Origin of the sequence: Chryseobacterium pennae, assembly GCF_003385515.1 — a bacterium.
GTDB lineage: Bacteria > Bacteroidota > Bacteroidia > Flavobacteriales > Weeksellaceae > Chryseobacterium > Chryseobacterium pennae.
The window spans coordinates 61,265-76,070 of sequence record NZ_QNVT01000017.1; the positions used below are offsets into that span (position 1 = coordinate 61,265).

Consider the following 14,806-nt stretch of genomic DNA (forward strand, 5'->3'; position numbering starts at 1 on the left):
TTAAAAATAAAAAGAGGCAAGCTTCGAAAAGACTTGTACAAGATCATTTTCATGACCTTCTGGAGTCGAACCAAATAAACCGAAGTAAGTCTTTTCTACGGCACTCTTTTATACAAATCAGGGTAATATTTCCAGAATCGTTCATGCATTTGCTCTACCTGCTGAGCTACCTCTCCTTTTCGAGGGAAAAGGCAGGATTCGAACCTGCGCCCCAATGTTTATTCAATCTCGAAGTATGATTCTATGACGACACCTGATTTTTAGTTTTTTACTTCTTCATTTGTATTAGTTTTAAAACGACCTTTGAAAAAGAGCAAGGCAATCAGTCAAACAGACCCGTATTAACAGAGTGCTATCTTTACACCATCTGCTTCTGCAGAACAGGATTTGAACCTGACTTCTGTTACCCCACGAAGTAGTCCTGTTTTACGGCACTTGCTTTAATTCTTCCATTGGGCCTTCCTGTATTTCTTCCAGCATCGCTGAAACTTAGTGTACTTTGCATTCACCACTTCTAAGCCGTGTGGAAAACAATATGAACAACCCAAGTCATTTCCGTATTGGAGTCTGGAAATCTGTACTCCGGAAATTTTCTTCGGAAAATCAATCAATTCATATTCATTGGTTCCGAAGGTTTGTTTTAATTTTTTATTTTTTTTCATGAGTATTGAGTATTAGCCTCAATACACTGCTTCTTTTAAATCTGATTTATAGTAATTCATGGTTATTAGTTTATGCTACAAATTTATATGGTTACTGCGCATTCTTTTTACGCAGTTCATTTTTTTTATTAAAAACCAAGCAACAAATCATAAGAGTAATGTTTTTTCAATTGGAAGTTGACGATGAAACTCTTACATACGGCATTGGTTTGTTGTTATCGGGTAATTTGGTGAAAGACGCTGTCAGTTTTGGAATCGAAGTAAGTCTTTCTAACGACACCGGTAATATTAACACTGCAAAATTACCCTCTAAGTACGCATTCTTTTTACGTAGTTTGTTTTTTTAGTAAGAAAATAATGCCTTTATCAGCTCTAAAAGTTTGAAAAACCCTAAAATAGGAAGTAATATCAGAAATACTATGAATATTACTTTGAATATTTTATTTACAAAACTTGTTGGGTCTTCTGCTTCTGAATACTTTCCTTTCTCTCTGTTTTTAGGCTTAAAATCAGGAATATGCTTAGTTTTTTTAAGACTGTCTTTCTCAAGTTCAGCTAAAACCTTCGTGGCATATTCATTAAGCTGAGCTTTATTTCCTCTGAAGACAATATCTTTTAAAATAGCATTTCCGGAATTACTTAATGTTTTTCTGTAAAGCTCAACGGCTTTTTCCATTTCTTTATTTTCAGGTTGAGACAAAATCCAATATTTTCCGGCTTCATCTATAAAGCCTGCTGCATAGTAAATCTGACCTAATTTATTTCTCAAAGAAAGATCATCCGGAAACTGATTGATCAAGTTTCTTAATCTGTCACATGCTTTTTTCTTTTTTCCTGCTTTCAGATCCTGCTCTATTTTATAAAAAAAATCTCCCATGGTTTTATTTTTTATTGAATGCCGGACATGAGCTGTGAAAGTCTTTCTGCACTGTCTATATTCTTTTTCATTACAATTCCTGAAATTCTATTTTTAAAATGTATCTGTTGCTGTCTCATTTTTTCCAATTCTGCTTTCAATGCTGACTCATCAACTTCAAACCTTATTTTTATGTTTTTGATATCAGCAATATTGTCTTCTGTATACTCTGAAAAGCTTATGGTTCCGTTTTCTCTTTTATACAAAACCCAGGGATGGCCAATCCACAAATCTTTCCATTCAGAAGATGGGCTGTCAAAAATTTTCTGCCAATCTTCTATATTCGATAGATCTCCACAGCAGCTGGGTTCAATGAGAATTTCACCATCCTTTTTTAGAACAATACCGCCATCAAAAGAGAGTAAGAAAACCTCTTCATCAGGATCGTCAAATTCTACTTCACTAAGCCTGACGTCTATAATAGTTTGTAAACTCTCATCGTCAATCGCTTCAATATCTGCAAGGTAAGATCCTTTCTTAATGGTATTAAAGTTGATCTTGAGCTGGCAAGCCATTTCTTCCCACTTCATAAACCATTCTTCAGGATCCGGATATTCTGTAACAGTAGGTAGCTGAATATCTTCTTTACAATATTTGAACGGATTGATTTCAATTGTATTAATAAGTTCTATCATAATTTATCAGTTGATTTTTCTAGCCCCGATTCCAGCGGCATCCTTTTTCTGAATAGGCCTTAACGCAGCGGAAAAAGATACAGCGGAAAGCGGGAATAAGCTTCTCAATATATTAATTTTTAAAAGGCTTATTTTTAAATTTCAATAAATAGCTGACTGTCATTCTTAATAGCATTTTCTACAAATCTTTTAAAAACAGGATAATAATATTCCTCAAAATCCTGATCTGACTTTTTACTATTCTTTATGGATTCTAACGTTCTCAGAAAATCATTAGCATCTATTTCTGGAGAATCGTGATCACGCCATCCTATACATTCAGTATGATGCCTTACAAATTCCGGCAATTTTCTGTATTCACAGAAAGGAATTCCTTCATAATACCAATAGTCAAGGTAGTTTCCGAAGCTGCCACCGCCAAAAGTTACATATTCTTTTTGTCCTTCAAATTCTGCCCATAATGTATATTCAGCTCCACAATCAGGAGCTCCGCAAACAGGGCATATACAGAGATGGGTAAGATCTTCTGTCATTATTTTTGATTTTAATGATAATAAATTGGGTGTAATTTAATTGGTATCAAATCTCCCTTTTCTGACAAATATATCATAGTAATTCCCAGCATTAAGCTTGCTGATTTTTTCCAGAACATCCGTTAATCTTTCCCGTTGTTTGCGTTTCAGATTTGCTTTCTGTACATGATCTGTACAATATTCATGTATCTTATCTCTAAAATCCGGACTCATTACATACTGACGCATTTTTTCCAGAACCTGCATTCTAACGGTTAGCAATAATTCATCCTCCCAATCCTTTTGTTCTTTTTGAACGTATCTGGTATCATATCTTTCAAATTCAAATGGAGAAAAGCTTGTACACCAATCGCCCCAGAGGTATTCTTCAGAGCTTCCTGTAAAGATTTCCATAGTATTGCCATCAATCGTAATGACTGAATCCATATTCATATGATCATCTTTTATAAATTTAATCCATTCTTCAGCATCCTGATGAATCTTTAACCCATGGAAGTTTACTACAAAAAAATCTTCTCCATAATCGAAGCATAATGACTTCTTAAATTTAAATTGGAAAGATTCTTCCCCTATCCGTACAACATTTACAAACACGGGATATTTATTGATAATCTTCATGGGTTTATTTTTTAGGAATTAAGGATAATTGAAATAGCAATCCCTTTTACAGCACTACTTTTTCAATCATTTCAATGGCTGACTTCTGGTCTTCCAGGGCATCCAATATATCGAAAATCTTGTCTGACCAACCTGCAATAAGGTATACATCATTTCTTTTGATATCAATGGGCTGTCTGCCATATCCTGCCAGGTCAAAAATATAGAGTTTAGCTTCAGGAGCAATTGCTTTATATCTGTTCCACGAATCTTCAAGAGAGTTTTTGGTTCCGTTAATATCCCACATCTGGGTATCTGTGAAGAGCATTACTTTATCTACAGTTTCTTTTCTTTTGATCAGATCTTCGATCACTAAATAACCATTGGTAGAATAGCCTACTTCACCTTCCCTTTTGTAGAAGGTATCCACATTATTCAGAATACCTTGCTTTGGCATCGGAACACGCAACCAACGGTCACCGAAGATTCCTGTCACCACATTCTGGCATTTTGACTGCAGAATCATAGACATCAGCAAACCGATATCATACAGCAAGACTTTACTCTTAGGAGAAACCGATTTCTGCATAGAGCCTGAAACGTCTGCTGCAATCACTACTGAAGTATTGAATCCGAAACCTTTGATGTTTTGAGCACTTGCCACAATAGCTTCTTCCAACGCATTCCAAACGGAGGACAGATAAGGTGAATCAATCTTTTTCAATTCTCTATACGCTGCCAGAAAACGGAATGGCAATTGTTTTGAATGGCTCACGGCTCTTTCATCTGACAAATAGCTGCACACTTTACTCATTGCTTCAGGGGATACTTCAGCTTCAAGGATATTTCTCAGGTTTCGCAACATGGCCATATAACCCAATTTATTACTGAAAATAAGTTCTTCCCATTTGTTTTTGAAGGCCTCTTTCTTTTCTGTCTCATTTGTGAATTTTTTCTGTCCCAATACTGAAAGTTCTACTTCCCATGTATAAGGCACTTCCAACATATTATAAACAATTTTATTGAAAATAGTCTGCTGATTTTCATCCTTGGCTTTTGGATGAACCAGAAACAAAGCATCTTTAAAAGTTACTTCTGTTTTTCTGTTGTATTTGGCAAACTGATATTCATCAAATTTATTGAAGGATTTCACCAGGCCTTTCTGAATCTGCTTTGACAATCTGTTAAGCTTCTTGGTTTCTGTTCTTTTATTGGCCATCTGATAATAAGCCAGCAATTCTGTAATCTCATCAGCTCTCTGAATAACCCCATCTATTGTTTTGCTCACCAAATCAGTACCGGAAGCTTCCTTCGCCAATTCTGTCACCAAAACCAACGGAATAGAACGCAAATACATCTCTTTTCTTGCATATACGGCCAGCTTTGCTACAAATTCCGGATCATTTTTCTGAATCAGAGACTGTATACGTTCTAATCTGTCATTTCCTTTTTCATAGGTAATATTTGACAGTCCTGTTGTAACCACAGCACTATACAATTCTTCTGCAGGTGTCATCATATAAGCCTTTGCACCTTCGTAGTTTGTTACCTCTATTTTTTCTTTTTTTAGAAAGTTAAATTTCATGAGTTACTGTTTTTATTGTTAAACATAGGAAGAGTTATTGCTTCCTCTCTGATTTCTGATGCAAAGTAAGGGTTGTATTACGCAATGTTTTTGCGTAGATTATTTATTTGAAAAAAAATGTTTTTTTATTTCAGATTGATTGATAAAAACATTTAAAACGTTTATAGATTTTGCTGATGCTTCAGATCTTTTGGCTGTGTTAATATTTATGTTTTGGCTAAAGCCCGCCCCTATTGATGTTGATATTCGTATGGATAATTGTTGTTTAATGACAAGATCTTTTATCTTTTATCTTTTATCTTTTATCTTTTATCTTTTATCTTTTATCTTTTATCTTTTATAACTTTCTTCTATCATTCATTTTCATGAAAGAAATCGGTATTATCAGGGTTTTCAGTCAGTGTTAACTAGCTTTGTCTGCATTAAAATTAAAGCTATGATTAAAGGATTATATGAAACGCATGTTCAGGTAAGTGATTTGGAAAGTGCTGTTCAGTTTTATACTGAGGTATTGGGGTTGAGGGTAGCGCACAGGGATGAAACAAGACCTATTGCATTTCTTTGGATTGGAGAAGAAAAGGAGTTTATGCTTGGATTATGGGAACAGAAAGAAAACCTTCAGACAAGACATTTTGCCTTTACAAGTACTAAAGAAGATATCCTGAACTATTCTGTGAAGTTTTTGGAAAATAAAAATTTAAAGCCTTACAATTTTCTGAAAAACGGAAGTATAGAACCTATGGTATTCGGCTGGATGCCTGCATTGGCCATTTATTTTAACGATCCTGATGGCAATCAGCTGGAGTTTATTTCTATCCTTGAAGGTGATGGGAAGCCTGAATTGGGTGTACTTTCTTATGAGGAATGGATGAAACTTCAATAAAATTCAAAAATGAATTCTGAAATCCTTTACACACAGGATACCGGTCATTTTTTGGCTACGGTTCCCCAAAAAAACAATTATTATATTGTTTTGCTATGTCTGAAGGGTAATACATTGATCAAAATCGGGCATCACAGTTTTGAACTTGGCCCGAATATGATCTCTATTCTTTCTCCCTGCAAAATCTTTTCTACTGAAAATTCTTCAGCTGATTTGGAAGTGATACAGCTGCATTTTGATCTATCATTTCTCAATAAAACCTTCCTCCGGGAAAAAGTCCTGCGCGAACTGCTGGAACTGAACCCCGACTATCCGCCAGTATATTCTCTGGAAGATTCTTTTATGCGTGTTCTGGATAAATTCAGATGTATAGAAAACGAATTGAAGATACAGTCTGCCTATCATCTGGACGTTGTACGTCTGATCACTCTGGAAATATTATACGAATACAACAGAGCCTGTGAATTTTGTCTGCTGGGTTTTAAAAAGAATATGAATCGCAATTATCAGCTCACCTACGAATTCAAAAAATTGGTGGATGCGCATTTTACAGAATGGAAAACAGTAGCTAACTATTCTTCTTTTTTAGGAATCAGTGCCAAGCATCTGACAGAAGTTATAAAGACCGAAACCGGAAATACGGCTTTACAGATTATTCATGAAAGACTTTTACTGGAAAGTCAATATTTACTGAAACACACCACCTGCTCTGTAAAAGAATGTGCCTATAAGTTAGGTTTTGAAACTCCTTCCTATTTTACCCGATTTTTTAAAAACAATAGCGGTGTTAATCCAAATACTTACCGCTGCCAACCGTAAAATGTGACAGATAAACCGCAATTTTGATATTGTTATTTTTCATCTCTCTTATGAAATTTGTAGTCATACATTTTAAGATCATATGAAAGATACAAATCATCAGTCAACACCATTGGAAAATACCTCCTGGCATGCCTTATTCTCTAATGGGAACGGAATAAAAGCCATCACTTTAGCGTTGGGAGTGATGCTTCATGCTACGAATGTCTATCTTGCAACCACAGTGATGCCATCTATTATAAAAGAAATTGGCGGATTGGAATATTACGCATGGAATACAACTTTATTTGTAGTAGCCTCTGTAATCGGCTCTGTCGTTTCTGCAAACCGGATCTCCAAACTAGGACCCAGAAAATCTTATCAAATGGCCATTATCATTTTTTCAACAGGAACTTTAATCTGTTCTATGGCCTCATCAATGCCAATTCTGTTACTGGGGCGTTTCGTACAGGGGCTTGGTGGCGGATTGCTGTTTGCATTGTCTTATGCAATGATCAGAATCGTATTTAAAGAAAGCCTATGGCCCCGGGCCATGGCTCTTATCTCAGGAATGTGGGGAATTGCTGCTTTTTCCGGCCCATTCATTGGTGGAATCTTTGCAGAACATCATGAGTGGCGATGGGCATTTGGGGTTCTTTTGATTATATGCCTGGCTATACTGATCATTGCTTCAGTTATTCTTCCTGATAAAAAAAGTGAAAATATCATTCCAGCCGTTCCTATTTTAAAGTTACTTTTACTTGTTCTGGCTTCTTTTTCTGTTTCTGCCGGAAGCATTTTTGAAAATATATGGGCCAATGTTACTGGCGTTGTTCTTGCTTTGTTTTTTCTATATATTGTAAAAATTAAGGAAATCAAAGGTTCCGGAATCCAACTTCTTCCTTCCGGATCTTATCAGCTTTCGTCCTCATTGGGTAAGGTATACACAGTGATGTCTCTTCTAACAATTGCCACATCCATTGAAATTTTTGTTCCTTATTTTGCCCAGATTCTGAATGGGTTCACTCCTATCCAATCAGGATATCTTACTGTTCTTATCGCAATAGGCTGGACTCTTTCTTCGCTATTATTTTCTGGAGTAAAGTCTCAGTTTTCGTATCGATTAATTCTTACAGGATGTATGATTATGCTGATAGGGCTCATTGGGCTTACGTTAATTTCATTTCCGATCAATATAATGCCTGCCCCAAAACTTGTTTTAAACTGTATGTTTCTTCTGGCAATAGGCATAGGAATCGGAGCGGGATGGCCCCATCTGCTGACCAAAGTATTTTCTTTAGCTCCCAAAGGTGAGGAAGAGCTTGCGTCTACTTCCGTAACGACTGTACAACTTATCGCTACAGCATTCGGAGCTGCTTTTGCAGGCCTGGCTTCCAATATTGGTGGTATTAACTTTCCTGGCGGCATCGAGGGTACAGAGAATGCATCTCGGATTCTATATGGAACATTTTCACTGGCTCCTTTATTTGCCATTATTGTTTTGATATCCGGTGGTAAGAAACAATTAAATAAGTAATTTTCTTTTTATTCCAATGAATTCGGGCAAGCCCTTTGGGCTTGCCCGAATTTATATTTTAATGAACCAGGTTTACTACCTTTTTCACTGCCAGAACATGTTTACAAGGCCCTCTTTCGCCTTGATACTTACTGAACCATTCACAGGTACAGCGCTCTTTACCTTCTTCAAGGATTACTGTATGGTGTACTCCGGTACCTTCTACCCTGGCTTCTGTTCTTTCTTTGCTATTGTTTAATATCTCTACTTTTCCGTCTTCAATAAGCTTTTCCGCATTTTTCATACGAGGATTCAATCCTAAGATACGGCTCAGCTTAAAAGGTAATCTGCGGTAGAAAAATTCATTTTCATCAAGGTCATAGCCCAACAATCCCATGGCAGCCAGCCTTCCTGTCAGATTCTCTGTTTTACGCAGACCAAGGTTTTCTTCCAATGCCAAAGCTGTAGCATTGAATGACTGATTGGCATAAGCATATTTATCCAGTGCATCAATCCATTCATCAGATACTTCGGGAATAAGACTATTCAGCAAGGCTCCTTCTCCTGAAAACCCTCTCCAGCTTTCTCTTGACAAAGAAAAACTGAATTTTATATTTCCCATATAAAGCTGCCAGGTCGTAGATTGCATATTCGGATGCGAAAAAACCTGCATGGAGTCGATATATGGAAGCAAGGGCTCCAGCAAACGAAGTCTGTGAAGGCCTCCTATACAAACAGCATCAGCAGATTTTACGGGAGAAAACATAGGTTTGTTTCCTCTTACCATCAGGTAATAATCAGCCTTTACAACGCCTTTCGGCATCCCTCTGAATAATTGTTGGGTCTGGATCTTATTAAAGGTATGCTGTTTTTCTGACTCGGAAAGATAGAGCTGAACGGTTCCGAGACCTTTGATCCATTTTATTGGTAATGGAACTTTTCTTTCCACCACCTTTTTGTCTTCCCTGTACAGCCCCACTTCTTTTTCGCCTACAGAAAGCATAATTTTTTCATTGGGACGGATACTTCCCAAAGCAGTAATCATAGGCTGATTAAAGTCTACATTGGTTGTTCCGTTTTCCAGAAACTCACCATCCAATCCTCCAGGAAGAACATCTACCCGGGCATACACACCGGCACAGTGTGAGAAGCCTTCGAAACGAAGCCTTTCATTTCCGGCAGTCACAATCGGGTCTTTAAGAAGAGCCATCTGAAACGGAGACAGGCTGAAGCTTGATTTCACAATATTGGAAAGCGTAATCAGACAACGGGCCAATATAAAAGGCTGTCCTACATTTCCCCAGAAAAAGCAGGGTGCATTGGTATTTTTCTGTATCTCGCTGTACTGGGCAAGAAACAGTTCTTCAAGAGTCTCTTTCTTAACCAGCGAAGAGGATCTTGAATAGTTATAAGTAAGCGTATCTTCCATAAATTTATTTTTTTAGAAGATGATTGCAGATTTTCTTCAGGCTCGAGTTTTCTTTCCAGTCGTTAAGTTTCTCAATTACTTTTTTATTGGCTTGTGACTGATTTAGTGCCAATACTTCATGATACACCTCCAGCAGCTTCTTCAGGTTGGTGATTGGATCTTCCATCTGAAGCAGGATATTGGAGATTAATTCCTCCAGTGCAATATTATGATTTTTACTTACATTCAGCATCTGATGCTGAATAAGATCTGTTAATCTTTTTACGGGTGCCCATTCCAGTTTTTCATGGATTCCTATCACTTTTCCCAGCTGTGCATTGTCTATCATCTTATAGGAGACATGTTCCAGCCAGATTTCAGCAGCAGTTCCACGGATGGTTTTATCACCATCCAGAAGAACCGTTCCCAGGAAAAGATATCCCATTTCATCCAAAGGTTTTTTAACCTGATAAAGGGCCTGTACTGTATTCAGCACCAGATTTCTTTCATACACTTCTGCAATACCGGAATAGAAAAGACAGCTTTTGATCACTTTTGCCAAAACATTACCAAGGGTATTCGGGAAACACCACATCATACCAAGGGTTTCGGAAAGTTCTCTCGGCTCAGCAATAAAATACTCCAGAAGCAGAGGATCTTTTCTTTTTTCAACATGATATTTTGGAATCTCAATATTCAGTTCGGCAGGATAGTATGAATTTTTCTTACTGTCTATGGTTTTCCATTTATAAATTCCTGAAAAGAATTCTGTTGGAATTGTATGATATTCAAAGCTACTGAATTCTTTGAATACCTTTTCAGGAGAGCGTGTAATCCCGGCCGTCATCCACCATGCAGGATGTTCAAATTTCCCTTTTGGTTCAGTATTTTTACCAAAGAAGAAAAGTAATAATTCTTTATATTCTCCTTTTAATTTTTTCTCAGCCAGCTGTAATGCTTCAGATGTATTATCCAGAGCACATCGCTGGAGTGCCAGCTGCATATCCAGATGATGAGGTTCAATATTTTTGTTCTGATAGACCTCCAGCCTTTCCACTAAAGTAACCGGAGAAATCCAACAAGGTGCGTGGGTAATTGCAAACAGCAATGGAACACTGTCACCCGCTTTTATTTTTTCATAAGTGTATATTGCAAGTTCTTTAAAAGCTTTCATGACAGGACTTCCTGCTCCTACTTTTCCAATGGGACCAAGCTTTTTATGATAGTTTGAATAAGCTTCCCTTGCAGCCTCCTCCTGACTGGTTTTCTGATATATTTTTTCCAGATTTTTAAGCTGAACAGGATATTTTTCCAATAAATTCAATCCGTAGTTAATAATCAGGTTACATAACAGGACATTCAGATAAGGAACTTCCCATTTTGCAATGGTTTTACAAGCTTTCAGAAATACCGGCTCTATGAGTTTTACAGATTCTTCATTTACGTCATTGGCAAAGTAAGCGAATCCGGACAAAGCAGTATCACAATGATGACTATATGGATCTTCTATGGCCAAAGGAAGGAAGAACATCAGATCTTCAAAGCTTTCAAGTACTTTAACTTTATTTTCTTCTGTAATCAAAGGAAGCTTTTCTGAGACCATCGCTTCTAATTCCTGCGGCTTTTCTTCTATATAAGTTTCTAAAAGAGAACGTACATTCGTCAGTATATTATCTGAATAATGGGAAAGAGACTCTTTTATTGCTTTGGATGGAGGAATATATTTAAGGATAATTTTTGCTGCCTTTGACTGTATACTGTCATCTTTGCATACAAATGCAGAGGTTAGGGCAATTCCTAATGTTTCAGGATCCAGTCTTCTATGCTGGAAGATCTTTTCGGTTAAACTCAGGCTGCCCATGACAACTGTTTTAACCTCAACACTCAATAGATTGGGAAGGTAATGTGCAAATTCATCATTTTTAAAGGCAGGATTTCCTACCATTTTTTTAAGATGTATAAGGATGGTATTAACTGCTTTTGACTGTGCAGAGGCTAACCCGCCCAGTAACTCATCCTGTAATTCTACCAGTTCTGCTTCTGTGGGTTTTAAGCTCGTAAAGGCGTCCATAAACCAGCCTGTCACGTTTTTATTAAAGTTTCTGTTGGAAGCCAGCAGACATTCTCTTAAAAATCTTTTTCTGTCGATTTTTTGCTCTGTAACCAGCTTTTGTACTAATGGGGACCATTCTTTCTGGAAGGGTAATGATTTGGACGGATATTCGCACAGATACCAAAAGTGGGTACTGAGTGTTTCGGGATACTGATCAAGATCAGCAGGATAATTGCTCAGGTGATGCCCCAGCAATTCTGGTTTCGGCCTGATGTATCCTTTTTCTGTCCATCCTAAAATATGCTGATAATTAAAAGCCGTAAATTCAGCATCAATAGAATCATTGATAAAATCGGAGAACCAATCCGGGCAGCCCCATTCCAGAATCTGCTCTGTCTGTTCTATATTACGGAAAAGACTCCAATAGTTTTTACCAAAGTTTTTTTGGTCCATACAGACAAATGATGCAATATCAATGATGGAATGCTGATTGACTGAACCTGCAGTATGGTAAGAATTTTTGGTCATGACAATCTTATTGATCTCACGATCCATTTTTTTTATCGTAGGTACTAATGTCTGCTTTTCCTCTGCTGTAAGCTGTTTCAAAAAAGGGACAATCTCATGTATTTTTTCCTCATTAAGGATCTCATAAAGTCTTTCTTTCATTTGTTTTAATTTGAAGTATAATTTTTTTCAGGTTATTTTCGTTTTCCCATTCTTTAAGGACTTCTGAGACTTTTTCATCTACTGCTGTCCGGTTTTGGTTTAGCAACTCATAATAAAGCTCCAGCAGCTTCTTAAGATTGAAAACCGGTTTCTCAACTGCTGAAAGAATGGATATCAGCAGCCTCTCAAAGGCTTTGTTATGACTGGTACTCAGATTAATAAATCCGGAAAGACCATCTGTAAACCGTTTTACCGGCGCCCACTCAAAATTGATCTTTTTACCGATTATAATTCCCAGTTCCTGGATATTAAAATCTTCTGAAACAGCCTTGTTTATAAGTACTTCAAAAGCTATACCAGAGAATGTTTTATCTTTATGAAATAATCCTGCTGACAGGAATAAATAATGTACAGGCTGAAATGGGAGATCCAGTTTCATCCATGCGTCAAGAAATTCTATATTCCCTTTTACATCATACTGGTACATAGCACAGGATAAATCTCCATTGTATTTTCTTGCAGTTACAGATCCCGAAAAATAAGGAACCGTATATAATGCCCGGATCAGATCATCCTGATCAAGGGTATGATAGGAGTTGAAAAAATAATTCAGGAATGAAGCATTTTCAGGAAGTTCTTTATGATTCTCAAGAGAGAGTAATGACTGAGCTACTTCCTCAGTATTATTCCATTTATAGATTTTCTTATAATCCAGCTTCCAACTGAAATTACCATCTAGATATTCTTTCTCGTAATGATCTGTAAAATAAGTCTGCTCGAAGACAGGGCTAAGGAATTCGAAATATTCTTCTTTAAGCTGTTGTTTTGCGTATTGTTCTCCTTTTTTCAGATTTTCTTTTTTCACCCGGAGTATTGCAATCTGCAGATCAAAAGAAATAGGTTTTTCATTCTGTTCCTGATAGATCTTTAATTTGTCAATAAGCGTGTGAATACTGATCCAGCAAGGAGTATGATCCGGAACTGAAAGTAACGGAAGCTTTTTATTCTGTTTTAAAAATTCAAAAATTCCTAACAGCAGCTGATGGTAGGCTTTGAAAATAAGAGGGGTTCTTTTTTCACTCCAGTTTTCCAGCGTTGGAAAGCCCAGATGTGCATCCAATAAGACCTGCGATTTCTTTTTTTGTTTCAACAGTCCGTAATTGATCAGGAAAGTGGCCAGCAAATGTTGAAAACCAACGGTTTCTTTTCTTTTGAATGCTGCTTTAAAGGCAGGTTCAAGGTGGCTGAAATGATCTTCTTCAAAACTATCATTCAATTTAATCAAAGCATCTAAAAACAGATCAATGTGATGGTTTTCATTATTATTAAATAACTGAGAAGACAGGAAAATAAAATCATCCAGAGTTTCAACTGATGAAATAGGCTGTGACAGATGCCATGGAACTGCCTCATAGTTCCTTTCTTCCTTATTGTCTTTGGTTTCCTTTTCTACAAGATACTTTTTCAATAAATTCTGGGCATCAGAGAGAAGGAATTCTTTATAAAATGTGAGTTCTTCCCTGATTTTTTCTGAGTAAAGATCTCCGTACTTAACAATGATCTTGGCTCCTTTGGTCTGAAGTGCCTTATCTTTATTCAGGAATACTGGCAAAAGGAACAGACATATGGCTTCATGATATGTTTGATTTTCTTTGGCTATTTTTTCAAGAGCCAGGAGCAGTGCATTGACAATATTCTTGGTGGGAAGGGTCATTAAAGTTGCAGTAGCCTGTAGAAAATCTTCTGTTTTAAAATCTTTTTCTGCTATTATCGGATTGATAATTTTTATCACTCCCGGAAATAATGAATATTGAGTGGAATGAAAAATCATAAACAGTTCATCCTGCAAATCCAGAATTTCTTCATGACCAGGCTCCAGATAAGCAAAAAACTCAAGGAACCAGGTATTGTGTTCTTTTGAAAAATTAAAATTGATTGCCGCAAGACTGGCTTTAAGTATTCTTGAACGGTTAATTTTCTTTTCCTCTACTAGGATTTTCAAAACATCTTTCCAACTTCTGTTTTGATAACTGGATGTAATACTGCATTCGTGTTCAAACAAAAGCCAGATATGCAATTCCAGAGTTACCGGATATGCTGAAAATATTTCTTCTGCTCTCGACGATGAGGAAAGCAATGATGCCCAGATGTCATTGGGAAGGGTAAGATACTCTTTCTGTACCCATTCCAGGACTTTCAGATAATCGAATCCATAAAGAAAAAGATGGCTTTCTCCAATCCAGTCAGGAATATACGCCTCAAAAAGGTCATCAACAAGTTCTACCGGAATGGAATGGTATCCCGGTCTCATCTTTTCATATTCTTCTTTTGTTTTACTGCATGCCAAAGCAGCCAACACCGATATTGTATTGTGCCCCCATTCTTTATTGATATTCTTCTTTAAAATGGCAGCAACTTCTTGTTTATCTTTGGGTGTAAGTTTCTTAAGAAAAGGAATGATGTCCTTGATTCTATAGTTTAAATATATTGCTTTAAACTCTTCGTTAATAAGCATAAATTCATTCTTGGCGGCTAAAATAGAAAAATTTGA

Annotated in this window: 12 protein-coding genes; 3 read left to right on the plus strand and 9 right to left on the minus strand. The window is 36.8% G+C overall.

The genetic code is table 11. From position 1 onward, the window contains the following. Window positions 1-440: 440 nt before the first annotated feature. From DRF65_RS16975 to DRF65_RS17005, 6 genes are all read right to left on the minus strand, one after another. Window positions 441-662 carry a phosphate ABC transporter substrate-binding protein gene (locus DRF65_RS16975; RefSeq protein WP_115971949.1) on the minus strand — a complete coding sequence of 74 codons (222 nt, stop codon included), beginning with the start codon at window positions 660-662 and terminating at the stop codon, window positions 441-443. A gap of 343 nt (window positions 663-1,005) precedes the next feature. Further along, window positions 1,006-1,539, minus strand: a complete 534-nt coding sequence (locus DRF65_RS16985; protein ID WP_115971951.1) for a DUF6584 family protein — start codon at window positions 1,537-1,539, stop codon at window positions 1,006-1,008. 11 nt (window positions 1,540-1,550) lie between these two features. Next, a complete protein-coding gene (locus DRF65_RS16990; RefSeq protein WP_115971952.1) occupies window positions 1,551-2,213 on the minus strand; it encodes a hypothetical protein in 663 nt (220 codons plus the stop codon). A gap of 134 nt (window positions 2,214-2,347) precedes the next feature. After that, window positions 2,348-2,746 (minus strand): hypothetical protein, encoded by a 399-nt coding sequence (locus tag DRF65_RS16995; protein ID WP_115971953.1) that lies wholly within the window; start codon window positions 2,744-2,746, stop codon window positions 2,348-2,350. Between the two features lie 36 nt (window positions 2,747-2,782). Continuing rightward, window positions 2,783-3,364 carry a hypothetical protein gene (locus DRF65_RS17000; protein WP_115971954.1) on the minus strand — a complete coding sequence of 194 codons (582 nt, stop codon included), beginning with the start codon at window positions 3,362-3,364 and terminating at the stop codon, window positions 2,783-2,785. Window positions 3,365-3,410: 46 nt separating this feature from the next. Then, a complete protein-coding gene (locus tag DRF65_RS17005) occupies window positions 3,411-4,928 on the minus strand; it encodes a TROVE domain-containing protein (protein WP_115971955.1) in 1,518 nt (505 codons plus the stop codon). A gap of 436 nt (window positions 4,929-5,364) precedes the next feature. On the opposite strand from DRF65_RS17005, the gene DRF65_RS17010 reads away from it, so the two are divergent. From DRF65_RS17010 to DRF65_RS17020, 3 genes are all read left to right on the plus strand, one after another. Then, the gene (locus DRF65_RS17010) at window positions 5,365-5,811 is read left to right on the plus strand and encodes a VOC family protein (protein WP_115971956.1); all 447 of its coding nucleotides are present in this window, start codon (window positions 5,365-5,367) and stop codon (window positions 5,809-5,811) included. Window positions 5,812-5,820: 9 nt separating this feature from the next. After that, window positions 5,821-6,630 (plus strand): helix-turn-helix domain-containing protein, encoded by an 810-nt coding sequence (locus DRF65_RS17015; RefSeq protein ID WP_115971957.1) that lies wholly within the window; start codon window positions 5,821-5,823, stop codon window positions 6,628-6,630. A gap of 82 nt (window positions 6,631-6,712) precedes the next feature. Then, window positions 6,713-8,146 (plus strand): MFS transporter, encoded by a 1,434-nt coding sequence (locus DRF65_RS17020; RefSeq protein WP_115971958.1) that lies wholly within the window; start codon window positions 6,713-6,715, stop codon window positions 8,144-8,146. Window positions 8,147-8,204: 58 nt separating this feature from the next. On the opposite strand, the gene DRF65_RS17025 is transcribed toward DRF65_RS17020, so the two are convergent. Genes DRF65_RS17025 through DRF65_RS17035 form a run of 3 tightly spaced genes read right to left on the minus strand, consistent with a single transcriptional unit; the run spans window position 8,205 to window position 14,770 of the window. Then, entirely contained in the window at window positions 8,205-9,554 is a 1,350-nt protein-coding gene (locus DRF65_RS17025; RefSeq protein WP_115971959.1) for an SWIM zinc finger family protein, read from the minus strand. Window positions 9,555-9,558: 4 nt separating this feature from the next. Then, a complete protein-coding gene (locus tag DRF65_RS17030) occupies window positions 9,559-12,255 on the minus strand; it encodes a DUF6493 family protein (protein WP_115971960.1) in 2,697 nt (898 codons plus the stop codon). Further along, window positions 12,236-14,770 (minus strand): DUF6493 family protein, encoded by a 2,535-nt coding sequence (locus DRF65_RS17035; RefSeq protein ID WP_115971961.1) that lies wholly within the window; start codon window positions 14,768-14,770, stop codon window positions 12,236-12,238. The genes DRF65_RS17030 and DRF65_RS17035 overlap by 20 nt, the downstream gene beginning before the upstream one ends. Window positions 14,771-14,806: the final 36 nt, after the last annotated feature.